This is a genomic window from Dongia sp. (assembly GCF_041909655.1).
Classification (GTDB): Bacteria; Pseudomonadota; Alphaproteobacteria; order Dongiales; family Dongiaceae; genus Dongia.
Genome location: NZ_JAYRDA010000016.1, coordinates 39,642 through 61,235 on the forward strand (window position 1 = coordinate 39,642; position 21,594 = coordinate 61,235).

Annotated in this window: 25 protein-coding genes; 8 read left to right on the top strand and 17 right to left on the bottom strand. The window is 63.2% G+C overall.

Annotated elements, in window-relative coordinates:
- Positions 1–166: 166 nt before the first annotated feature.
- The 4 genes from ACE3PR_RS20340 (at position 167) to ACE3PR_RS20355 (ending at position 3,396) form a co-directional block, all read left to right on the top strand.
- The gene (locus ACE3PR_RS20340) at positions 167–388 is read left to right on the top strand and encodes a hypothetical protein (protein WP_374375905.1); all 222 of its coding nucleotides are present in this window, start codon (positions 167–169) and stop codon (positions 386–388) included.
- 28 nt (positions 389–416) lie between these two features.
- On the top strand, positions 417–704 hold the full coding sequence (locus ACE3PR_RS20345; RefSeq protein WP_374375908.1) for a hypothetical protein: 288 nt from the start codon (positions 417–419) through the stop codon (positions 702–704).
- A 167-nt stretch (positions 705–871) separates the two neighbouring features.
- Positions 872–2,893, top strand: a complete 2,022-nt coding sequence (locus ACE3PR_RS20350; protein WP_374375910.1) for a YgiQ family radical SAM protein — start codon at positions 872–874, stop codon at positions 2,891–2,893.
- Positions 2,894–2,961: 68 nt separating this feature from the next.
- Positions 2,962–3,396: an META domain-containing protein gene (locus ACE3PR_RS20355; protein ID WP_374375912.1), complete on the top strand. Its 435-nt coding sequence runs from the start codon at positions 2,962–2,964 to the stop codon at positions 3,394–3,396.
- Between the two features lie 40 nt (positions 3,397–3,436).
- On the opposite strand, the gene ACE3PR_RS20360 is transcribed toward ACE3PR_RS20355, so the two are convergent.
- Positions 3,437–5,527, bottom strand: coding sequence for a DEAD/DEAH box helicase (locus ACE3PR_RS20360; protein ID WP_374375915.1), 2,091 nt, complete (start codon positions 5,525–5,527; stop codon positions 3,437–3,439).
- A 224-nt stretch (positions 5,528–5,751) separates the two neighbouring features.
- On the opposite strand from ACE3PR_RS20360, the gene ACE3PR_RS20365 reads away from it, so the two are divergent.
- Together ACE3PR_RS20365 and ACE3PR_RS20370 are read left to right on the top strand one after the other, a co-directional pair.
- Positions 5,752–7,788, top strand: coding sequence for an FAD-dependent oxidoreductase (locus ACE3PR_RS20365; protein WP_374375918.1), 2,037 nt, complete (start codon positions 5,752–5,754; stop codon positions 7,786–7,788).
- Entirely contained in the window at positions 7,785–8,240 is a 456-nt protein-coding gene (locus ACE3PR_RS20370) for a YaiI/YqxD family protein (RefSeq protein WP_374375920.1), read from the top strand. Before ACE3PR_RS20365 ends, ACE3PR_RS20370 begins: the two co-directional genes overlap by 4 nt.
- A gap of 121 nt (positions 8,241–8,361) precedes the next feature.
- On the opposite strand, the gene ACE3PR_RS20375 is transcribed toward ACE3PR_RS20370, so the two are convergent.
- From ACE3PR_RS20375 to ACE3PR_RS20395, 5 genes are all read right to left on the bottom strand, one after another.
- Entirely contained in the window at positions 8,362–8,709 is a 348-nt protein-coding gene (locus tag ACE3PR_RS20375; protein ID WP_374375922.1) for a nitrile hydratase accessory protein, read from the bottom strand.
- Complete coding sequence (nthB, locus tag ACE3PR_RS20380) at positions 8,696–9,352, bottom strand: nitrile hydratase subunit beta (protein ID WP_374375924.1); 657 nt, start codon at positions 9,350–9,352, stop codon at positions 8,696–8,698. Before nthB ends, ACE3PR_RS20375 begins: the two co-directional genes overlap by 14 nt.
- A 3-nt stretch (positions 9,353–9,355) precedes the next feature.
- Positions 9,356–10,015, bottom strand: coding sequence for a nitrile hydratase subunit alpha (gene nthA, locus ACE3PR_RS20385; protein ID WP_374375927.1), 660 nt, complete (start codon positions 10,013–10,015; stop codon positions 9,356–9,358).
- 182 nt (positions 10,016–10,197) lie between these two features.
- Positions 10,198–11,115 carry a 3-hydroxyacyl-CoA dehydrogenase NAD-binding domain-containing protein gene (locus tag ACE3PR_RS20390; RefSeq protein WP_374375929.1) on the bottom strand — a complete coding sequence of 306 codons (918 nt, stop codon included), beginning with the start codon at positions 11,113–11,115 and terminating at the stop codon, positions 10,198–10,200.
- Between the two features lie 7 nt (positions 11,116–11,122).
- On the bottom strand, positions 11,123–11,914 hold the full coding sequence (locus ACE3PR_RS20395) for a substrate-binding periplasmic protein (protein WP_374375931.1): 792 nt from the start codon (positions 11,912–11,914) through the stop codon (positions 11,123–11,125).
- 142 nt (positions 11,915–12,056) lie between these two features.
- Here ACE3PR_RS20395 and ACE3PR_RS20400 point away from each other — a divergent pair, with 142 nt between their 5' ends.
- On the top strand, positions 12,057–12,467 hold the full coding sequence (locus ACE3PR_RS20400; protein ID WP_374375933.1) for an META domain-containing protein: 411 nt from the start codon (positions 12,057–12,059) through the stop codon (positions 12,465–12,467).
- Positions 12,468–12,469: 2 nt separating this feature from the next.
- On the opposite strand, the gene speB is transcribed toward ACE3PR_RS20400, so the two are convergent.
- From speB to hemP, 7 genes are all read right to left on the bottom strand, one after another.
- A complete protein-coding gene (speB, locus tag ACE3PR_RS20405; RefSeq protein WP_374375936.1) occupies positions 12,470–13,432 on the bottom strand; it encodes an agmatinase in 963 nt (320 codons plus the stop codon).
- Between the two features lie 72 nt (positions 13,433–13,504).
- Entirely contained in the window at positions 13,505–14,365 is an 861-nt protein-coding gene (locus ACE3PR_RS20410) for a dienelactone hydrolase family protein (RefSeq protein WP_374375938.1), read from the bottom strand.
- 101 nt (positions 14,366–14,466) lie between these two features.
- Positions 14,467–15,252: a heme ABC transporter ATP-binding protein gene (locus ACE3PR_RS20415; RefSeq protein ID WP_374375940.1), complete on the bottom strand. Its 786-nt coding sequence runs from the start codon at positions 15,250–15,252 to the stop codon at positions 14,467–14,469.
- Positions 15,249–16,328, bottom strand: a complete 1,080-nt coding sequence (locus tag ACE3PR_RS20420) for a FecCD family ABC transporter permease (RefSeq protein WP_374375942.1) — start codon at positions 16,326–16,328, stop codon at positions 15,249–15,251. Before ACE3PR_RS20420 ends, ACE3PR_RS20415 begins: the two co-directional genes overlap by 4 nt.
- A gap of 15 nt (positions 16,329–16,343) precedes the next feature.
- Positions 16,344–17,252 carry a hemin ABC transporter substrate-binding protein gene (locus tag ACE3PR_RS20425; RefSeq protein WP_374375944.1) on the bottom strand — a complete coding sequence of 303 codons (909 nt, stop codon included), beginning with the start codon at positions 17,250–17,252 and terminating at the stop codon, positions 16,344–16,346.
- A 21-nt stretch (positions 17,253–17,273) separates the two neighbouring features.
- A complete protein-coding gene (locus ACE3PR_RS20430; protein ID WP_374375947.1) occupies positions 17,274–18,407 on the bottom strand; it encodes a hemin-degrading factor in 1,134 nt (377 codons plus the stop codon).
- A 36-nt stretch (positions 18,408–18,443) separates the two neighbouring features.
- Positions 18,444–18,782: a hemin uptake protein HemP gene (gene hemP, locus ACE3PR_RS20435; protein WP_374375949.1), complete on the bottom strand. Its 339-nt coding sequence runs from the start codon at positions 18,780–18,782 to the stop codon at positions 18,444–18,446.
- A gap of 420 nt (positions 18,783–19,202) precedes the next feature.
- Here hemP and ACE3PR_RS20440 point away from each other — a divergent pair, with 420 nt between their 5' ends.
- Positions 19,203–19,421, top strand: a complete 219-nt coding sequence (locus ACE3PR_RS20440) for a bacterioferritin-associated ferredoxin (protein ID WP_374375951.1) — start codon at positions 19,203–19,205, stop codon at positions 19,419–19,421.
- Between the two features lie 140 nt (positions 19,422–19,561).
- On the opposite strand, the gene ACE3PR_RS20445 is transcribed toward ACE3PR_RS20440, so the two are convergent.
- The 4 genes from ACE3PR_RS20445 to ACE3PR_RS20460 all read right to left on the bottom strand — a co-directional run.
- Positions 19,562–19,981, bottom strand: a complete 420-nt coding sequence (locus ACE3PR_RS20445) for a hypothetical protein (protein ID WP_374375953.1) — start codon at positions 19,979–19,981, stop codon at positions 19,562–19,564.
- Between the two features lie 120 nt (positions 19,982–20,101).
- Positions 20,102–20,590, bottom strand: coding sequence for a bacterioferritin (gene bfr / locus ACE3PR_RS20450; RefSeq protein WP_374375956.1), 489 nt, complete (start codon positions 20,588–20,590; stop codon positions 20,102–20,104).
- A 166-nt stretch (positions 20,591–20,756) separates the two neighbouring features.
- Positions 20,757–21,050 carry a DUF2160 domain-containing protein gene (locus tag ACE3PR_RS20455; RefSeq protein WP_374375958.1) on the bottom strand — a complete coding sequence of 98 codons (294 nt, stop codon included), beginning with the start codon at positions 21,048–21,050 and terminating at the stop codon, positions 20,757–20,759.
- 18 nt (positions 21,051–21,068) lie between these two features.
- A partial coding sequence (locus tag ACE3PR_RS20460) for a carbohydrate ABC transporter permease (protein ID WP_374375960.1) occupies positions 21,069–21,594 on the bottom strand: 526 nt, incomplete at its 5' end.

Sequence of the window (21,594 nt, forward strand, 5' to 3'; positions counted from 1 at the left end):
TTGTGATTGTGTCACTAATCAGCGCCTAACAGTTGGAATCGCGGGATCGCCGCTGGCTGCCCCGGAACCATCAGCCTCGGCCTTCGTTGAGGATGGCGCGTCCATTTCTCGCGGGGGAGCTCCCCCGCGCAAGTGGTATCGCGTCACTCTTTGGGGGAAATAAGCCATGAAACCAATGTCGGTACTCGGCCTGCTGCTGATCATCGGCGGCGTTGTCGCCCTCGCGATCGGCCGCTTCTCCTACACCACCGAAGAAAAGGTCGTTGAACTCGGCCCGCTGGTGGCAACGGCAAGCGAAGAGCATACGGTGCAAATTCCCGATCTTGCCGGAATCGCCGCGATCGTTGCCGGCATTGCGTTGGTCGTCGTCGCCCGGCGCCGCGCGTGAGCCGCATCATTGCGGGTGGGTGCACCCTATGAGTCGGCGCAACCCCTGGCTCAATATCGGCTTTGCCATGTGGTCCCTGGGATACGAAGCGTCGACCGTGATTGCGCTCCGCACCCTCAAGATCGCCGCTGGCGGCCCCGAGGCCTCTGCCGAATCCCGCCGCATGATCGACGAGAAGCTCCAGGCCGGGGCAGCCCTCCAGGCCCTGGCCATGACCGGCGCTCTGGGGGTGACCGCCCCTGCCGCCGCAGCCAAGACCCTCTCCCATTACCGGCGGAAAGTGCGCGCCAACCGGCGCCGGCTGACCAAGATCTAGCCAGGACCTAGCCAGCCGCCATTGTTTCCAGGCCGCTTTCGTAATATATCCTCGCCATCGGCTGGCGCTGTGGCCCCGGCCCACTTTTCCGCATCGCGCGCCATTTGGCGGTAACCGCTTGATCGGTTATCGTTATTTCCGTTTGGCGCGCCTGGGACGCATGGATCATGGAAGCCGCTAGAAACCTGTTTTCGCATCGCAAATACTGGGCGCAACGCTTCGGCACGGCCCCTTTCCTGCCCATGACCCGGGCGGAAATGGACGAATTGGGCTGGGATTCCTGCGACGTCATCCTGGTCACCGGCGATGCCTATATCGACCATCCCAGCTTCGGCATGGCCGTGGTCGGGCGCCTTCTGGAATCCCAGGGTTTCCGTGTGGGCATCCTGGCGCAGCCCGATTGGCAGAGCGCCGAGCCCTTCAAGGCTTTGGGCAAACCCAACATCTTCTTCGGCGTCACCGGCGGCAACATGGATTCCATGGTGAACCGCTACACTGCCGACCGGCGCCTGCGGCACAACGACAGCTACACACCCAACAATGAGGGCGGCAAGCGGCCGGACCGCGCCGTCATCGTCTATTCGCAGCGCTGCCGCGAGGCCTACAAGGACGTGCCGATCGTCCTCGGCGGGATCGAGAGCTCGCTGCGCCGCATCGCCCATTACGATTACTGGTCGGACAAGGTGCGCCGCTCGATCCTGGTCGATGCCAAGGGCGACGTGCTCCTCTACGGCAATGCCGAGCGCGCCGTCGTCGAAGTGGCCCACCGCCTTGCCAAGAAGGCCGACATCGCCAGCCTCGACGACATCCGCGGCGTGGCCCTCATGAAGGATCGCGTGCCCGAAGGTTGGGTGGAAGCCCCCGCCAACGACATCGACGATGCCGGCGAAGGCGCCCGCATGCTGGCCGAACAGACGGTCATCCGCCTTCCCGATTTCGAGCAGGTGGTAAACGATCCGGAAGCCTATGCCCGCGCCTCCCGCGTGCTTCACCGCGAGAGCAATCCGGGGAATGCCCGCGCGCTGGTGCAGCGCCATGGCGACCGCGAGCTTTGGGTGACACCGCCGCCCATCCCGCTGGAAACGCCGGAGATGGACGGGGTCTACGAACTCCCCTATGCCCGGGCGCCGCATCCCTCCTATGGCGATGCGAAGATCCCCGCCTGGGACATGATCCGTTTCTCGGTCACCATCATGCGCGGCTGCTTCGGCGGCTGTTCCTTCTGCTCGATCACCGAGCATGAGGGGCGCATCATCCAGAACCGCTCGGAAGGGTCGATCCTCAAGGAAATCGAGCAGATCCGCGACAAGACCGAGGGCTTCACCGGCATCATCTCGGATATCGGCGGGCCGACCGCGAACATGTACCGCATGGCCTGCAAGGACAAGCGCACGGAATCGCTCTGCCGCCGCCCTTCCTGCGTGTTCCCGGATATCTGCCCCAATCTCAACACCAGCCATGAGAGCCTCATCCAGCTCTACAAGAAGTCGCGCGAACTTCCCGGCATCAAGAAGGTGATGGTCGCTTCCGGCGTGCGCTACGATCTCGCGGTCAAAAGCCCGGCCTATATCAAGGAATTGGTGAGCCACCATGTCGGCGGTTACCTGAAGATCGCCCCCGAGCACACCGAGGACGGCCCGCTCTCCAAGATGATGAAGCCGGGCATCGGCACTTATGACAAGTTCAAGGAGCTGTTCGACAAGGCGGCGAAGGAAGCGAAGAAGGAATACTTCCTCATTCCCTATTTCATCGCCGCCCATCCCGGCACCTCGGACGAGGACATGATGAACCTCGCCATCTGGCTGAAGCGCAACAAGTACCGCGCCGACCAGGTGCAGACCTTCCTGCCCTCACCCATGGCGCTGGCGACCGCGATGTATCATTCCGGCTTCAATCCCCTGCGTCCGATCCGGCGCGGTGCGTCGGAAGCGGTCGAGACCGTGAAGGGCTTGAAGCAGCGCCGCCTCCACAAGGCGTTCCTGCGCTATCACGATGCCGAGAACTGGCCGCTGTTGCGCGAGGCTCTGAAGCGCATGGGCCGCGCCGACCTCATCGGCAACGGCAAGCATCACCTCGTCCCCACCTGGCAGCCCGCCGGCACCGGCCAGACCGGCGGCGAAGGCAAGCGCCTGGGCCGCAAGCACGGCGCGCAGATCTTCACGACCAAGGGTGTGGCGAAGAAGTATTGATTCAGTTTTCGGCTGTCGTGTAGCTTTCGAGTTGTCCGCAACTTGCCGCGTCGATTTGGAGCTGCCGCATGAGGGCGTTCACTTGGTCGGTATTGTTCGCTCTTGGCATGTCTGCCTGCACGAGCGCGTCTGGCACAACCAGTGCTATCGCGAAAGATCACCCTCTGTCCGGCCCGACCTGGGTCCTCGAAATGATCGGCGACAAAAAACCGATTGGTGAGGTACCGCTTTCCTTCCATCTTATGAGCAACGGCCAGATAGGTGGGTCTGGCGGGTGCGGCGAGCTCTTTGGGCTGTGGTTCCAGGCGAAGCCGGAGGATCCTATCGGATTGGTTGGAACAACTGATCAAGATCCCAACTGCTCGCGCGACGTCAAAGAACAAGAACAGCGCTATGTCTGGCTTCTCGATCTGGTCAAAACCTATCAAGCCGCGGGCGACACGCTGACGATGACGACAAGCACGGGTACATCACTCAGGTTCCGGCGAGCCCCTGGCAACTAAGATTAAGCCTGGCAACAACGTCGCCCTTTCGGGCAAGGCATTACCCCGCCCGGCCGGCACTCGGCTGGCGGCGTTTGCCTTTGTCCTTGTTGGTCTTCTTGCCGCGATGCTTCTTGTCGTCGAATTTCTTGGGTCCGGCATTGGCGCCTTCATGGGGCTTGGCGCCTTCATATTTCTTGAAGGCCGGGCGGTCGCCGCCATCGCGCGGTGCCTGGTCGACACGCGAACGGATGCCGAAAGGACGGTCGCCCGCCCCGCGATCCCGCGGTGTTTTCGCCCAGGATGATTTCTCACGCGGCGCGCGCTCTTCACGCGGTGCCGAATCCCGCTTCTGATAGGGCGCTCGTTCCGGGCGGTCGCCACGCGGCGCGGGTCGCTCGCTGCGTTCCGGGCGTTCGCTGCGCACAGGACGCTCGGGCCGCTCGCCGCGCGGGGCGGCGGCGCCATCGGCGCGGCGGATGGAGATGTCCTCGTTCGGCATTTTCGCCACCGACGCGCTGAAGCGCTCGGCCGCGGCAGCCGCGATTTCAAAACGCGTCGATTCCGGCTCGATCTTGATATAGCCGATCTCGTTCTTGGTGATATGGCCGCGCCGGCAGATGAGCGGGATGAGCCATTTGGGATCGGCCTGGTTGGCGCGCCCGACCGAAAGCTCGAACCAGACGGTATCGCCGGTCATGCGGTCGCGCGGCGCACCCTCGCGCGGGGCACCGCTCGGCCCACCTTCGCGCGGACCACGCTCGCGGAAGCGATCTTCGCGCCCACGATCTTCACGCGGGGCACGATCCTTGAAGCTGCGCTCGTTGCGGTCGGCACCGCGCACATCTTCGAACAATTCCTCGGGCGCCGGCAGGCGCGCACGATGGAATCGGATGAAGGCCGCCGCCACATCTTCCGCCGACCGTTCGGCCAGCAGAGCCTTGGCCAGCGCCAGATCCTCCGGCGACGCCGTTTCCGTCAGCAACGGATCCGAAAGCAGGCGCTCCTGATCGCGCTGCCGCACGGCCTCGGCCTTGGGCGGCTCCTGCCAGGAGACCTTGATATTCGCGGTGGTCAGCAATTCTTCGAGGCGCCGGCGGCGGTTATAGGGCACCAGCAGCACCGAGATGCCCTTCCTGCCGGCGCGGCCCGTGCGGCCGCTCCGATGCAGCAAGGTTGCCTTGTCGCGCGGCAGATCGGCATGGATGACGAGGCCGAGATCAGGGAGATCGAGGCCGCGCGCCGCCACGTCGGTGGCGACACAGACCCGCGCCCGGCCGTCGCGCAAGGCCTGCAGCGCATGGGTGCGCTCGCTTTGCGACAGTTCCCCCGACAGCGCCACGGCCGAGAAGCCGCGTTCGCTCAAGGATGCATGGAGATGCCGAACCGCCTCGCGGGTATGGCAGAAGACCAGAGCCGCCTTGGCTTCGTGGAAACGCAACACGTTGACGATGGCATGGTCGATATCGGTCGGCGCCACGCGCAGCGCCTGATAATCGATATCGCCATGGGCCTGGTTCTTGACCAGCGTGTCGATGCGCAAGGCATCGCGCTGATAGGTCTTGGCAAGATTGGCAATTTCACGGGCGATGGTGGCCGAGAACAGCAAGGTGCGGCGGCTCGCCGGCGTCGCATCGAGAATGAATTCGAGATCCTCGCGGAAGCCGAGATCCAGCATTTCGTCGGCTTCGTCGAGCACGGCCACGCGGAGATCGGCGGCATCGAGATGCCCGCGCTCCAGATGATCGCGCAATCGACCCGGCGTTCCCACCACGATATGGGCGCCATCGGCCAGCTGGCGCGCTTCGCGCCGCGCATCCATGCCGCCCACGCAGGCGACGACACTGCCGCCGGTTTCGGCGTAGAGCCAGGTCAGCTCGCTATGCACCTGCATGGCAAGCTCGCGCGTCGGCGCGACAATGAGAGCCAGCGGCCGCGAGCGGCGCGGAAACTGATCCTGATCACCCAGAAGCGTGGCTGCCATGGCCAGGCCGAAGGCGACGGTCTTGCCCGAGCCGGTCTGCGCCGAGACGAGGAGATCGCGGCCGGCGGCGTCGGGCGCCAGCACGGCTTCTTGCACCGGTGTCGGCTCGAGATAGGCGCGCGCGGCCAAAGCGCGCTCAAGCGCGGGATGGGAAGTGGGGAAAGGCATAACGATCCAGTCTGAAAAAGGGGGGCGCGGGCCGGTTTCCGCTGCGGAAAGTCCACAGCGCCAACCTCTGGCACATCGCGTCAAGTTGGCGGCTTGATAGACCAAAACCGGGGAAAGTGCGACCCCTATTCCCTCACATCATGGGGGATACCGCCCTATTTCCCGTCCCAAAGCGGTCGAATCGAGGCAAAGTGCCGCAGTTCCTGCCAGCCGAGGTCAAAATCATGCCCCGCGAGCCGCGTTTCGATCCCCTGTTCCAGCCCCTGAAGATCGGCCCCGTAACGGCGCCCAACCGCTTCTATCAGGTGCCGCATTGCACCGGCATGGGCTTCGCGATGCCCGAGACCCTCGCCGCCATGCGCGCCGTCAAGGCCGAAGGCGGCTGGGGCGTTGTCTGTACCGAATATTGCTCGATCGACCCCACCTCGGACGATCATCCGGCGCCCTATGCCACGCTGTGGGATCAGGGCGACGTCCGCAACATGGCGAAGATCGCGGCTGGCGTGCACGCGCATGGGGCCTTGGCGGGAGTCGAGCTTTGGCATGGCGGCTTCCGCTCCTCCAACAATCTCAGCCGCGCCACCCCATTGGGCCCGGTCAGCCAACTCACCTCCACGACGCCGGTGCAATCCGCGCGCATGGATCTGGCCGACATCCGCGACTACCGCCGCGCCCACAAGGCGGCGGCACTCCGTGCAAAGGAAGCCGGCTTCGACATTGTCTATGTCTATGCCGCCCATACCTATCTGCTGGCGCAGTTTCTCAACCGCCAGATCAACCAGCGCGATGACGGCTATGGCGGCAGCATCGGGAACCGCATCCGCCTCATTCGCGAATTGCTGGAGGAAACCAAAGAGGCCATCGGCGACAAATGCGCAATCGCCATCCGCCTGGAAGTGGATGACGAAGTGACGCCGGGCAGCGATCCCTTGGGCGAAAAGCGCTTCCTGCTGGAATCGATCCGCGACACGACCGACCTCTTCGATCTCACCATCTCGGATTATTACCAGGAGATGGGTGTTTCGCGCTTTCACAAGCAGGGCTCGCTGGAATCCTTCATCGCCGATGTGAGAACCCTCGTTGGAAAACCCGTGGTCAGCGTCGGCCGCTACACCTCGCCCGAAGCCATGCTCAGCCTTGTCAAAGGCGGCATCACCGATCTCGTCGGCGCGGCGCGACCCTCCATCGCCGATCCCTTCATCCCCAACAAGATTCGCGACGGACGCCTCGACGACATCCGCGAATGCATCGGCTGCAATATCTGCTACGCGAGCGACCATCAGGGCGTGCCACTGCGCTGCACCCAGAATCCCACCATGGGCGAGGAATGGCGCCGCGGCTGGCATCCCGAGATCGTGCCGGCGGCCTCAACGCGTGAGAAAGTCCTCGTCATCGGCGCGGGGCCGGCAGGTCTGGAAGCCGCCCTCACCCTCGGCCGCCAGGGGCATGAGGTCATTCTGACCGAAGCATCGCGGGAACTGGGCGGGCGCCTCATCAACGAGACCAAACTTCCTGGCCTCCAGGAATGGATGCGCGTGCGCGACTACCGCGCCCATCAGCTCTCCAAGCTCGACAATGTTGCGATCTATCGGGAAAGCCGGATGAGTGCCGCCGATGTGCGCGAGATCGGCGCCGCTCATGTGTTGGTTGCCACAGGCAGCCATTGGCGGAAATCGGGCTCCGGCCGCTATCACCTCGCGGGCGTCGCCAGTTTTGATGATCCGCGCACCTTCAGCCCCGATGAGATCATGGCCGGAAAGCGCCCGGCCACTGGCCCCATCGTGATTTTCGATGGCGAGGAATATTACATGGCGAGTGCTTTGGCTGAGATGTTGGCGAAGGAAGGCCGTCAGGTCACCTATGTCACAGGTGCTGGCGTGGTGTCGGCTTGGTCCGTGAAAACCGCCGAGCAGCATCTGGTGCAGGCGCGCCTCATCGAATGCGGCGTCGAAATCGTGGTGAGCCAGGTCGTCACGGAACTGTTTCCGCAGGAGGCGGAGCTTGCCTGCGCCTTTTCGGGCCGTACCCGGCGCATCGCCTGTGCCGGCTTCATACCGGTGACGTCGCGCGAGCCGAATGATGCGCTGTGGCAGGAACTCAGCGCCGATGCGAGCACTTTCCGCTCCCTTACCCGAATCGGCGATTGCAAGGCGCCGGGCCATATCGCCATCGCGGTCCATGACGGCCACCGGGCGGCACGCGAACTGGGCCAACCCGCTCTTGTCAAACGCGATCGGGCTCTGGTAGATGCGCATCTATGAGTCAGATACTCGTCGATGCAGATGCTTGCCCGGTGAAAGCGGAAATCATCCGCGTCGCCGAGCGGCATGGAATCGCCGCATCCTTTGTCAGCAACAGCGGCTTTCGCCCGCATCCCAACCCGCTCATCCGCAATATTGTGGTCGGAGACAAGTTCGACGCCGCCGATGACTGGATCGTCGAACAGGTGAAGCCGGGCGACATCGTCATCACCGCCGACATCCAATTGGCCGATCGCTGCCTCAAAGCCGGTGCCGAGGTCATCGGCAATACCGGCAAGCCCTTCACCATGAACAGCATCGGCACGGCGCTGGCCATGCGCGAACTCAGCAGCCAGTTGCGCGACATGGGCGAGATCAAAGGTGGTGGCCCAGCCTTCTCGCAGGCCGACCGCTCGCGATTTCTGAATGCACTGGAAGTTACCGTGCAGAAGATGAAGCGGCGGGGCGTTTAATATTCATTTTCTGTCATGGTCCGCGAAGGCGGACCATCCACGAGTTTGGCTAACACCTGAAGAAAGTAAGTCGTGGATCCTCCGCCTTCGCGGAGGATGACAGTTGAGAGAGCTCGCATGATTATCGCTCCCCCAACTCCACCGGCTGCCCATGCGGCGTGTGTTCATAGGCCTCGATCCAGGCCTCCTTGCGCGCGGCGAGCTGGGCCGCATCGGTCAAGGCATGCTTCTTCGACAGCCGCTCCAACGCTTCCAGCGCGCATTGATAGTAGGTAGATGCCGTATCGGGTGCGCCGCCAGCATTGGCGCGGCGGATTTCGTCCCCCAGCGTGTCGGACCATTCCGCCGCCGTGAACCGGCCCTTGGCCACCAGCGCCGAAGCGAGCGCGATCACCTGGGCCTGCCAGGGTTCGGCGAAAGCGGGCTCGCCGTCGCGAGCCTTCAAGGGCGAGAGTTCAGCGGCCTTCAAGATAACGCTCCCACAGATCGACGAAGACACGGTCGCGGCGCCCGGTCGCTTCTGGCCACAGATCCGCCGCCTGGAAGGCGACGGTATAGAGCGGTTCGGCGATTTCGCGGCCCAGAGCGTTCTCGTCGGGGACGATATGCGTGCCGCGATAGGCATGCACGATTCCCGGCCGCTCCATGGCATAGCCGGGCAGGCGCGTATGGGCGATGCCGCCGAGGCGGATCGTTTTCACCTTGTCGCCGATGGCGAAGGCCGGCTTGCGATCGACCGTCAGGCGGAAATCCTTGGCAAAGCGCGAAGCTTTCTCCACATCGGCTGCGCGTTGTGGCGGCGGCACCTGAGGGGCTGCGCGCTCGGCCTTGCCACGCGCGATCTCGCCAACGCTCGCCCAATCGTCATCCACCATCATGGCGGCATAGACCAGCAGCCATTGATCGAAATAGGGCCGCGTCATGTATTGTTCGGCCGGAATGAGCTCGCGGACATGGCGCCACCAATCCAGCGTCCAGCCGGGCGCCCCGGTCATCGCTTCGTTGATGCCCCACATGCGCGCTTCCCATGCGGCATGGAACGGCGCCTCGTCGGCATCCATCACCACCGCGCCCAAGCCGTCGCGCCCGCCCATATCGTGAATGCGCGTCATCGCTCAGGCCCTCGCCTTCAGAATATCCGTGCCGATCATGCTGTTGCGCGTGACGAGTGCCGCGAGTGCTGCCGCGTCCAGCCCTTCCGTCCCGCGCGGGCGCTGCGGCAGAACGAGGTAGCGGAGTTCCGAGGTGCTGTCCCAGACCCGAATTTCGACCTCGTCGCCAAGCTCCACACCGAATTCCTTCAACACCGCACGCGGCTCGCGCACGATGCGCGCCCGGTATTCCGCAGCCTTGTACCAACCCGGCGACATGCCGAGCAGCGAAAAGGGATAACAGGAGCAGAGCGTACAAACGACGACGTTGTGAACGCTGTCGGTGTTCTCGACCGCCACCAGATGGCCGGTCGCATGCCCCTGATACCCGAATTCGCGGATGGCCGCGGTGCCGTCGGCGAGAAGCTTGGCCTTAAAGGCAGGATCGGTCCAGGCCTTCGCCACCACATGGGCGCCGCGTTTCGGCCCGATCTCCTCGGCATAAAGATCGATCCAGGCATCGATCGCGGCGGCATCCACCAGCCCCTGCTCCACCAGCAGGCTTTCCAGCGCCTTCACGCGCAAGGCGGGATCGCTCGGCAGATCGCTGTGCAGATGTTCGTGAATCTCGATGATTTTTTTGGGATCGTAACTGGTCATGATGGCGGCGTTCTTCCCTGACATATTCCGCCGCATCTCATCCGAGAGCGGGAGAGCGGTCAAGGGCAGTCCGTTGAGAAGTGTTAATTGTCATGGTCCGCGAAGGCGGACCATCCACGAGTTTCCTTCAGTTGCGCGGAAGTAAGTCGTGGATCCTCCGCCTTCGCGGAGGATGACAATCTAAAGGGCCATCGACAACTGGTCCCTCACGCCACATGCCCACGTAATTTCAGCAGATCGATCAGGAACCGGTCCCGTTCCGCCTCCAGGTCTGCAATTGAGCGGCCGGAAGCCTCGCTCTCGATACCAGCCACCAGCATCGCCTTGATCTCGTCGGTGAGGCGCACGCGGCCAAGACTTTGCCAGCGTTTCTCCTGGCTGGGTCCGAGATGGTCGAGATAATGCCGGATCCCGCCGGCACCGCCGCCCAGATGATAGGTCAGATGCGTGCCCTGCACCGCCCAGCGCATGGCCGGACCGTGGATCAGCGCCTTGTCGATATCGGCGACATCGGCAACGCCCTCGGCCACCAGGTGGACCGCCTCCTGCCACAAGGCAGAGCCCAGGCGATTGGCGACATGACCCGGCATCTCGCGCTTCAACCGAATGGTCACTTTGCCGAGACTTTGGAAAAAGGCGTCCGCGACATCGAGCACCACGGGATCTGTGCCGAAGAGTTCCACCAGCGGCATCAGATGCGGCGGATTGAAAGGGTGGGCGACGATCACGCGCCCTTTGTTCCGGCATTTTGCCGTCATGTCACTCAACAGCAGTGACGATGTATTGCTGGCGATGATGGCGCCAGCGGGTGCCACCAGGTCGAGTTCCATCAGGAGGCCGATCTTGAGATCCAGCCGCTCCGGTGCGCATTCCATGACGATCTCGGCATCGGCCACGGCTTCGGCCAGCGTCCTTGCCAGATGGACCTCGCCGCCGGCATCTGCCCGCAATTCTGCCAATTGCCCACGCAGCCGATTAACCACAGTGGGCAAGGCCGCAAGCGATTCAGCCGCCGGGTCGAAAGCGCGCACCGACAATCCACGGCTGGCACAAAGGGCTGCCCAGCTGGCGCCGATCAGGCCGCAGCCGATAATCGCCACCCTGTTCACAAGAATATCGGCCATGGTCTCGTCAGTTGATGGTGGCTTGCCCGTAGCGGCGCTGGATCGCCGCGAAGCTACCATCCTTGCGCATCGCGGCGATAGCCTTGTTGATGCGCGGCATCATCTCGGCCGTATCCGGCACCGCCTTGCTGAGACAGATGTAATAGGGCGAACTGCGAAGCTCGGTATAGGTCATGTCGCGCTGCGGTTCGTCGCGCAACAGGAACTCGATCGGCGCCTTGAAGGAATAGAGATGATCGAAACGGTCGTTGCGCAGCATGTCATAAGCTTGGCGGTCGCTGCTCACGGTTTCGTATGGCAACGTCGCATCGGCAAGCTCGGCTTCGAGATTGTAGCCCTTGACCACACCAATCCTGTGGCCGCGCAGATCGTCGAGATCGGCGATCGGCGCCGGGTGCCCATGAGGGCGGCTGTAGACTCCGATCGACGTCTCGCCGATGGCCTCCGAGAAATGAAATATCGGCGCACGATCTTCGCGATAGGAGCAGGAGCAGAGGCCATCGAGGGTTCCGTTGCTGGCTTCGGCATAACCGCGCTTCCACGGCATGAAGCTGGGTATGAGGTGCAACCCCGCACGGCGGCCGATCTCGGCAATCGCCTCCACATCCGCGCCGCGAAGGCCGTCGGCACCAGGATGTTCGATCTTCAACGGCGGAAAATCATTGCAGGCGAGAATGACACTGCGCGGTTCGGCCCCGGCCGGCTGTGGGGCCAGGATGACCGACAGCAGCATCGCCACCAATAAGCCGAACATGGCGGCACGACGGTCGAAGAATCGCTCACGTATGATGCATGACATGAAAACGAACCGGCGGAATAGACACGATGACGATATGGTTTCAGGTATTCGTTAAGGAAAGGGAAAGGCCCCAGCATAGGCATTTAATGCCGAATGCGTTGGTGCTAAACGAGACGCTCCACGCATCGTTTAAAGGTCTCCCATGCTGATCTTCAAAATTCTGCCCTTGATTGGTGCATTTTCCCTCGCCGCCTGCGCGCATTCAGGGACGACTCCTTCCGCCGCCGACCTCCAGGGCGCCGAATGGGTCGTCGCGGACATTGCGGGGGCCGGCGTTGTCGACAAGTCCCGCGTGACGCTGAATTTCGATGCCGAGGGCCGCTCGGGCGGCATGGGATCCTGCAACACCTATGGCGCCGGGTATCAGATCGAGGGCAGCAAGATCACCTTCGAGCAACCCTTCTCGACCATGATGGCCTGCGAGCCCGCTTTGATGGATCAGGAACGGCGCTATTTCGATCTGCTGCCGCAAATCCGCACCTTCGACATCGCCGATGACGGCGCACTCATCCTCTCGACCGAGGATGGCCGCAAGATCATCGCGCGGCGCTGATCCTATTTCTTGTGATGGAAGATGCGGCCCAGCGTGTTGAGCAGCACCTGGGCCGCGAGGATCGCGGTCATGCCGGTATGATCATATTCCGGCGCCACTTCGACCAGATCGATGCCGACGATATTGCCGCGCTGGGCGAGGCCGTCCAGGAATTCCAGCATGTCGTAATAAAGGAAGCCGCCATGGCTGGGCGTGCCGGTCCCGGGCGCGATCGAGGGATCGAAGCCGTCGATGTCGATGGTGAGATAATAGTTCTTCCCCGCCGGCACCCGCTCAAGGACCGCCGCCACGCCGAGCTTCCGGAAATCGCGCACCGAGAGGATGTCGGAGCCCATGCGCCTGGCATCGGCATAGCCTTCCCGCGCGGTGGATGAGACGTTGCGGATGCCGAGCTGCGTCAAGCCGGTGACGTAATCCTTCTCGGCGGCACGGCGCATCGGATTGCCGTGGCCGAAGCGGACACCGTGGCGTTCGTCGACGAAATCGAGATGGGCGTCGATCTGCACCACATGAATCGGGCCCTGATCGTCGAAGGCGTTGATGCAGGGAATATTGACCGAGTGATCGCCGCCGAGGACCACCGGCAGGGCGCCGGCCTTCAGGATCTTGCGGACGGCGTATTCGACATTGTCGTGGCTCTTGATCGTGTCGGTATGGACGATGTCGGCATCGCCGATATCGACCATGCTGACCTTGCTCTTGGGCATATAGACGACGTCGTCCTCGAAATCATAGGCGCCGTCATGGCCGAAGGAGAACAGGGTCGAGGCTTCGCGGATCGAGCGCGGGCCGAACCTGGCACCGGCGCGCCATTGCGTGCCGAAATCGAAGGGAGCGCCGACCACGGCGACATCGGCCTTGATATTGTCCCAGTCGAGGCAGAGCGGGCTTTTGGCGAAGGTACAGATGCCCACAAAGGGCAAATCCAGCCTGCCCTGCTCGTAACCGTGACCGTTGTCAGCCATATCCCACTCCCAACCGGCGATGAATCGCTGCCGACCCTAGCGAGACGCCGCCGGTTGGGAAAGAGGTTTCCGTCAGGTCAGCTTCGACTTCAGGAATTCGATCGAGCGGCCCCAGGCGAGGGTCGCGGCACTTTCGTCATAACGGGCGGTATTGGTGTCGTTGTTGAAGGCGTGATTGGCACCCTCATACATGTAAAGCTGGAATTCCTTGCCTTCCTTTTCCAGCGCCGCCTTGTAGGCCTCGATCCCGGCATTCACCCGGTCGTCGATCCCGGCATATTGGAGGAGGAGCGGCGCCTTGATCTTCGGCACGTCGGCGGGATCGGGCTGCATGCCGTAATAGGCGACAGCGGCATCGAGGGTGGGATCGGCCACGGCGAGATTGTTGACCATCGCCCCGCCCCAGCAAAAGCCGATGGCGCCGACCTTTCCGTTGCTGTTGGCATGCGTGCGGAGGGCGGCAACGACATCGACGGCACCTTGCACGGTCGCGGCCTTGTCGAGGGTCCCGATCATCTCGCGCGCTTTGTCCTCATCAGCGGGCGTGCCGCCCAAGGGGGAGAGGAAATCGACCCCGCCGGCCAGGAACCCTTCCGTGGCGAGGCGCCGGGTCACGTCCTTGATATGCGGGTTAAGCCCGCGATTTTCATGGATAACTTCTACCGCCGGGAATTTGTCGCCGGAAGCCGGCTTGGCGAGATAGACGTTGAAGGCGCCGATTTGGATCGTTTCCACGACGATGCGGGCATCGTTTTCCGGCACGATCTCGGCCAGCGCGTAATTATTCTTGAGGAGCGGCAGCAAGGCATAGGCGGCACCCGTGCTGCCCGCCAAAATCGTCAATTTTTCCAGGAACTTGCGGCGATCGATGTCGCCATGGGTAAAGCGGTCGTAGAGATCGATGACGCCCTGATCGAGCTTTCCCTTCGCCATTTTACGGCCTCCCTTATGTTTGTTTGAACAAAGGGATATAGCGCTGATCGGTGACATATCCAGTTCCAGCGAACCGATTAGCTAATCGATTAGCTAATCGATTAGCTGGCGGATTTCTGGCCTAGAACAGTGACATGGCAGGTACCCCCGGAACTGGTCAGGATGGCTGCCTCAACATCGAAAGCGGCGGCGATATTTTGGGGGGTGAGGACGTCGCCGACCGCCCCCTGGGCCACCACCCGGCCGTCGCGGAGGAGGAGACCCTGATCGGCGAAGCGGAGCGCTTCGGTGAGATCGTGGAGCACGATCACGATGGCGATCCCCTGCCCGGCCAGACGGCGGACGAGATGCATGATGCCGAGGCGCTGGGCGGGATCGAGATTGTTGGTGGGCTCGTCGAGGAGCAGCAGGCGCGGCACGCAGGCACCCATCGGCTGCCAGATCTGGGCGAGCACGCGGGCGAATTGCACACGCTGACGCTCGCCGCCGGAAAGGCGCTGGTAGGATCGACCGGCAAAGTCGGTGAGACCGACGGCATCGAGCGCCCAGGCCACGGCGGCGCGCTCGCCGCCGGCGCCGTGATGGCGGTAGGGCAAGCGGCCGATCGCCACCAGATCGGCGACCGTGATCGGAAAAGCGACATGCGCAGTCTGCGGCAGCACGGCGCGGATCGTTGCAAGTTCGGCAGGCGACCAATCGCCAAGCTTGCGTCCGGCCACCACCACCGACCCGACGCGCGGTGGGAGATCACCTGCCAGAACATGGAGCAGCGTGGATTTCCCGGAACCGTTCGGCCCCATCAAAGCCAGCACCTCGCCCGGTTCGACCTTGAGCGAGATGTCGGCGAGATGGCCGCGCGTGGTGGCGATGTTGTCGGCGCGGATCATTGCGATCCGCTGCGCATCTGGCGCACCAGGAGATAGAGGAAGATCGGTCCGCCGAGGGCGCCCGTCACCAGGCCGATCGGCAATTCTGCCGGCGCCACGGCGATGCGCGTGACGAGATCGCCGAAGGTGATGATGACAATGCCGATGAGGGCCGAGACCGGCAGCAACCAGCGATGATCGTGACCAATGACGAGGCGCGCGAGATGCGGCGCCACCAGGCCCAGAAATCCGATGAGGCCGCAGAAGGCGACGATGGCGCCGATGGTGGCGGCGACCGTAACGACGATGAGGCGCTGCAACCTGGCGACGGGAATGCCGAGATGGCGCGCCACATCATCGCCGAGGCTGAGCGCGTTCAAGGCGGGGGCGACGCTCCAGGCAAAGGCCGCGATGATCGTCACCGGCACGGCGACGATGCCGGCCTGCAGCCAGCCATTGCCGGCGAGGCTGCCCATGCGCCAGAAGGTGATGTCGCGCAATTGCTGTTCGTTGCTGACGAAGATTAGGAAGCCGATAGCAACCTCGGCGATGACACCGATGCCGATACCGGCCAGGAGCAGCACCACGGTGGCGGTGCCGCCGGAAAGATCGGCAATGCGCAGAATGAGAAAGGTCGCGATGAGCCCGCCGCAGAAGGCCGCGATGGGGAGGACGAAGGCCGGATGGGCACCGAGCCAGAGCGGCAGACTAGGCAGCATGACGATCGCAAGCGCCGCCGCCAGCGCCGAACCGGAGCTGACACCGATGAGACCCGGATCGGCCAGCGGATTGCGGAAGAGGCTTTGCATCAGGCAGCCGCCGATGGCGAGGCCGATGCCCGCGAGGATCGCGATGACAATGCGCGGCAGACGGATCTGCGCGAGAAGATGCCGTTCCACGTCGCCCAGGGCGGAGCCATCATCAAATCCCGTCATCCAGGCGAGTACGTCCAGCACCGGGATGGCAAGTGGTCCGGTGGCGATGGCGGCGAGCGAGGCTATGACTGCCAATGCACCCAAGACCAGCACGACGCGCCGGCGATAGCGGTCGCGCCCCATTCCCGCAGGCGCCGGCGCGTCGATGTCCAGGAGGGTCATCTGCTGCCAGCGGCGCTAGCTGACCCAGGGGCGGCCGGGCAAACCCGGCCAGTCGAGATCGGGATGCAATTGCCGGGCAAGATCGTAACAAGCATGAGCCGAGCGCGGCCCCAAGGCCAGAAGTGCCGCACCATCGATCACGATCACCGGGGGCCGGGCGCTTTCCGGCAGATCGGCGAGGCCGAGATCCTGCGCGGCGCGCACGGCCGCATCGACATGGCTCTCCGGCGCCGCATCGCTCTGGAACATGGTGACGACGACATCGGGCTTGAGCCCGACGATGCCCTCGGTTGAGAGTGGCCGGTAGCCGTCGAAATCGGCACCGAGATTCGCGGCCCCCGCCATCGCTATGACGAGATCGGCTGCAGTGCCGCGACCGGCCATGCGGCCCTTGACCGTGCCCAGCATGAAAATGGTGCGTGGCTTGCGGGTCGCGCGCGCGACGGCTGTCTCAAGGGCGGCGAGATCGGCTGCGATGGTGGTGGCCACGTCCTCACCCTTCCCCGCTTCATTGAGGGCGACAGCCGCAAAACGCACCTTGTCGGGGATCGCCGCGATGCTGATCGGTCCCTGGAACTGATGCAGGATGCCGGTGGCGCCGCCCAATTGCTGCAGCACATTGGCCGGGCCCGCATCGCGGTCGGCCAGCACCAGATCCGGTGTAAGTGACATGAGGCCTTCGACCGACAATTGGCGGAAATAACCGATCTTGGGCAAGGCATGCACGGAAGCGGGATAGAGGCTGGTCGTATCCACCGCCACCACCTCGCCGCCATGGCCCAGCGCGAAGACGCATTCGGTGATCGCCCCGCCGGCGCAGACGATGCGACGGGGTGCCGCCATGGCGCGGCTGAACGACGACAACAGGAAAGGCGCCGCCGCAGCGGCCATCAACGCGCGGCGGCGGGAGATGCGGGACATCATGGCGTTACATTCCCTAGGAGGTCAGGCCGTGAGGCGCGGCAGATCGGCGACGATCCTGCGCCAGGTCTCGAGTTCCGGCTCGCCCGGCTTCCTTTTGCCGAAGAGAGTCGCGATACGCCCGCCCTCGGCATCGAACAATTCCACCGAATGCAGGGCGCCATCGCTGGTCGGCTTGGTGACCGCGAAGGCATAGGCGATGCGGTCCTCGCGGAGATGCAGATTGAAATCGGGATCGAGCACGTTGACCCAGCAATCCATCCGCACGATGCGCGAGACGAGGCCGGTATGAATCTGGATGAGGCCGGCATTGCCGACGAAGATCATGATCGGCACCTGGCGCTCGCTGGCCAGCATCAGCAGATCGTTGGTGGAAGTGATCGCAAGCGGCTCGCTATAGATACCATTCACCATCTGCATCGCCTGCAAGGCCTCCACGCCATGCTTCTTAAGCATGCCGTGGAACTCATGGACGTCCTTGAGGGCCGCCCAATCGGCCAGCAGAGCGTCGCGATCGGCCGCAACATCCTGGCGCGGCGTGCTGGGTGCCGCGGGCGTCACCTGCAAGGCAACCGAAGATGCGCCAGGCATGAGATCCTCGACCAGCTTCGCCCAGGCTGTCATGTCGGTGGCATCCAGCGCGAAGATCTTGTGCACCGCCATGCCATGGGAATCATAGACTTGGAGCGATTGCCGCGCCGGCTCGACGCTGCCATCGCTGACGGCAAAAAGATGGACCCAGTGTTTGGGGAAGATGCGGAGATCGATATCCGGCCCCAGCACGATACCGGCCATCGGGCCAAAGCTTGCGGGCTCATAGACGCCCTTGCGCTCGTGCACACAATGCTCGTTGCGCGTGAGCGCCATGACTCGGCCCAAGGCCGGCAGGCCGGCGAAGAGCTTCTCGATATCCATCTTGAGCGGACGGGCGGTGATACCGCATTGCGCGGCAACCAGTTCGGCTTCGCTCACTCCCAGGGCCTCGGCGGCGTCGCGGGCGCGGAGGCGCGGCTGGGCCGCCTTCAATTCCTGCCAGCGCGCGCGCAGCCCGTTCGCAGGTGAATCATCGGTGGGGCCTGGAATCGGCAAATCGAGCGGCATCTTGGTCTCCGTGATCAATCGGTTGCTGTCATGCGAACAGGCGGCATCGGCGCGCATTTATCGCCGCGCCGATGCCGCCCGTCTCGCGAATAGCTACTTGGTCAGAATAAGGCGATGGTTCCGGGTGATGCGCAGGCGGTAGGCAGCACCGTCGAAATCGATGATCGCCTCGCGCGCACCCTTGAGGATCGATTGCAGGCTGACCGTCTGCACGTTGCGGGCGGCACCCTGGTTGGTATTGGCGTGCTGTGCCGCGCCCTGCTGCAGCGGCGCGGTCACCTGGCCGTCGGCGCGGCGATGCTGAAGAATGGGGCGCTCGGCGCCGGGACGGGCGCGGTAATCGGAACGCGGCGCGGTCTCGGCATTGTTCGAACTGCCGCCGAGCGGCGATGTCGCTGCGGCCTCGCGATAATCCATGGCTTGTCTGTCCATCTTCATCCACTCCCGCTCTTCGATGTGACGCCGCCTCAAGAGTCCCAAGGTGAGATTCCGGCGGCTGATCCTTCTCCGGCCGCGCGCCGGCGCCGGTCTGCCGGTCCGTCAGGCGGTGTTGTTGCGAGTCATTCGCAACAAAGAAAGATGTATCAAAGGCGAAGTTTTGCCGCAAGTGATAATTATTCTCATCACTATAATGGCGGATTCCGGGGAAAACCGAGGCCGGATCGGGTTCACGAGGGATCGGGAGAGACCGTGGCGGGAGACGGCCGGTCCACATTTCATGACCTGCATTCATGACATTGACAATTATTCGCAGGGACACATATTCTGTGGCCTGTTGATCCGGCTTCACCGGGACCGAGGGTCCCATTGGCCAAGGATCGATGCGAGCAGAAGTCAGGGCACCGACGCGTCATGTATGTCTGTATCTGCAACGGGTATCGCTCCAGCGAGATCGAGCAGACCGCCAAAGCCGGCGGCCTGACCTGTCCCGTCGCCGTTTACAACGCGCTCGGCAGCGGCCCCTGCTGCGGCACCTGCCTGCCCGTCGCGCAGGAAGTCATCGACGACGCCCATCGCGGCCACCCCCGCGCCGCCAACGAAGACGACATCCTGCCGCTCGCGGCGGAGTGATCCGGGTTTTCATTTCAGTTTGAGTTTGACGTCGGCGGTGATTGCTTGTCCGCAATCGCCTGTCACTTGCATGCCCCCACCCTACCCTCCCCCTGAAGGGGGAGGGAAACAAAGGGGCCTCCCCCTTCAGGGGGAGACCGTTACTGCGGCGGCTTGCTCACATAGAGACAGGTCGCCCAGACGATCAGCAGGAAAGAGAGCATCCAGGCGCGGGCCATGAAGGTGGCCATGACGAGCACGATCGGCAGCCATTGGCCGAGGCCATAGCCGCCGATGAACTGGCCGTGCTGGATCAGGAAGAGGAGCGAGATCGCGAGATAGCCGATCGACGAACCAAGCATGGGCGAGAGCCCGGCCCAGAGATAGAGGGCGCGGTTGCGGTTGCCGCCGCCGGCGATGCGCGCATACCAAACCAGGATCGTGGCGATCATCGCGATGAGGAAAACGGGTGTACCGTCGCCGAAGGTATTGGCGAGAATGTTCCGGTAGATGAAGAGATAGAGGCCGATCGCGGCAAGATAGCCGATGGCGCTGGGCTTCAAGGCGGCGCGGAGAGTCATCCAGGGCCTCCGTCGGGTCGTTGGGTAACACCCGTCACTGGCGCCCCCACCCCCGCCGACGCATGTCGGCATTCGCCGACGGGGCCTCCCCCTGAAGGGGAAGGAAAATGACTGCCGCGCTTACGAGCCGCCGTGTTCGCCGGCTTCGTATTGGGACTGGATGTAGTTCTGCAGGCCCATCTTTTCGAGGATGTCGAGCTGGGTCTCGATGAAGTCGATATGCTCTTCCTCGGATTCGAGAATCTCGGTGAGGAGCTCGCGGCTGACGAAATCGCCGACCTCTTCACAAAGGCGGATACCGGCCTTGAGATCGGGATGGCCCTGCATTTCAAGCTTGAGGTCGAGGGTGAGGAGTTCCTTCACGTTCTCGCCGATCATCAGCTTGCCGAGATCCTGGAGATTGGGCAGGCCTTCGAGAAACAGGATGCGCTCGATCAGCTTGTCGGCATGTTTCATCTCGTCGATCGATTCGTGATATTCGACCTCGCCGAGTTTCTTCATGCCCCAGTTCTTCAGCATGCGCGCATGCAGGAAGTACTGGTTGATGGCGGTGAGCTCGTTCTTCAGCACCTTGTTGAGGAGCTGGATGATTTTCTTGTCGCCCTTCATGACCGCGTCTCCCTCGGACCTTGCAAAAAAGGAAGACCGCCCGAGTCCGGGCGGTTTGATGGCGATCAAGATACGCGCGTCTAACCCATTATAAAAGAACGATTTTTCTGCAATTGCGAGGCATATTCATGCGCAGGTTGCAGGGCGTGGCGGCGATCGGCACCGGCTAAGCCCAACGAAAGATGGCGAAAGAATAAAGCACCGAGATGCCAAGCGGCGCCCAGAGCGGCATGCCGATGAAACCGAGCCAGGCCAGAAAAATATAGGCCGAGCCCAAAAGCGAGATGAAGAGCCGATCGCCGCGGGTGGTGTCGAGGCCGAGGATACCGTGGCGGGGCGAGCCGCCGGGCACCCGCTTCTCCCACAGCCCCATGCCGACGAGGCAGGCGATGATGAAGACGAAGAAAGCCGCCGTCTGCCAGGTCCAGGCCATCCAGGCGATGAGCGATGTTCCCTGCATGAGATCAACCCTTCCCGATCAAACGCGGCCGAGGGCAAAGCCCTTGGCGATGTAGTTGCGCACGAAATAGATGACGAAGGCACCGGGCACGATGGTCAGCGTGCCAGCCGCCGCCAGAAGCCCCAATTCATAGCCCGACGTGCTGGCGGTCCGCGTCATGGTGGCGACGATCGGCTTGGCGTCGACCGAGGTCAACGTCTTGGCCAGCAGCATCTCGACCCAAGAGAACATGAAGCAGAAGAAACAGGCGACGCCAATGCCGGCCGCGATGGTGGGAATGAAGATCTTGATGAAGAAGCGCGGGAAGGAATACCCGTCGACATAGGCAGTCTCGTCGAGTTCCTTCGGCACGCCGGACATGAAGCCTTCCAGGATCCAGACCGCCAGCGGCACGTTGAAGAGCGTATGCGCGAGGGCCACGGCGATATGCGTGTCGAAGAGCCCGACCGCCGAATAGAGCTGCAGGAAGGGAAGTGCGAAGACCGCCGCCGGCGCCATGCGGTTGGTGAGCAGCCAGAAGAAGAGATGCTTATCGCCCAGGAAT